Source organism: Clostridium boliviensis, from assembly GCF_033342255.1.
Lineage (GTDB): Bacteria > Bacillota > Clostridia > Lachnospirales > Lachnospiraceae > Lacrimispora > Lacrimispora boliviensis.
In genome coordinates this window covers 1-456 of record NZ_JAWONS010000274.1, presented here as the reverse complement: position 1 = coordinate 456, position 456 = coordinate 1, and the positions used below count along the sequence as shown (strand labels likewise).

1 protein-coding gene is annotated in these 456 nt (G+C 57.5%); it reads right to left on the bottom strand.

Annotation, left to right across the window (positions count from 1 at the left end):
• Positions 1 to 421: thermonuclease family protein (locus RZO55_RS17975; protein ID WP_318065639.1), on the bottom strand; the 421-nt coding region annotated here is incomplete at its 3' end.
• Between the last annotated feature and the right edge of the window lie 35 nt (positions 422 to 456).

Sequence of the window (456 nt, the reverse complement as noted above, 5' to 3'; positions counted from 1 at the left end):
CGTAGGCCAACACCCGATTGTATTTGTCCCGCTTCTCCACATCGTACTGCAGCGTAATCCGGTCCGCCTCTTCCAACATTTTTTTGGTGAACGCGGCGGCCTGGGCTCCCTTCGGTTGAGATCCCAACCTCGGATGCTTGGTCTCGGGGGTGTCGATCAGCAGAAAGCGGACCGTCTCCACTTTCCCGTTGATCTTCATCTTGGCGGTGTCCCCATCGACGTGGCTTACAAACTCCACCTCTTCCGCATCCTCGGGCTCCTCTACCCGGTTGGAATTCGGATAGGTTTCGTCCGTTGACGCACGTTCGATGCGCTCCTCATCCGCCCCCTGCCGAGGGGCTTCAATGCCAGCCTCCCGGCTCGTTCCACAACCGGCGAAAAAGACGACCAAAGCCAGGAACAGCAGCCCGTGTCTTCTCATGCCTCTCCTCTCCACTCCCAAATGATTTATGTATC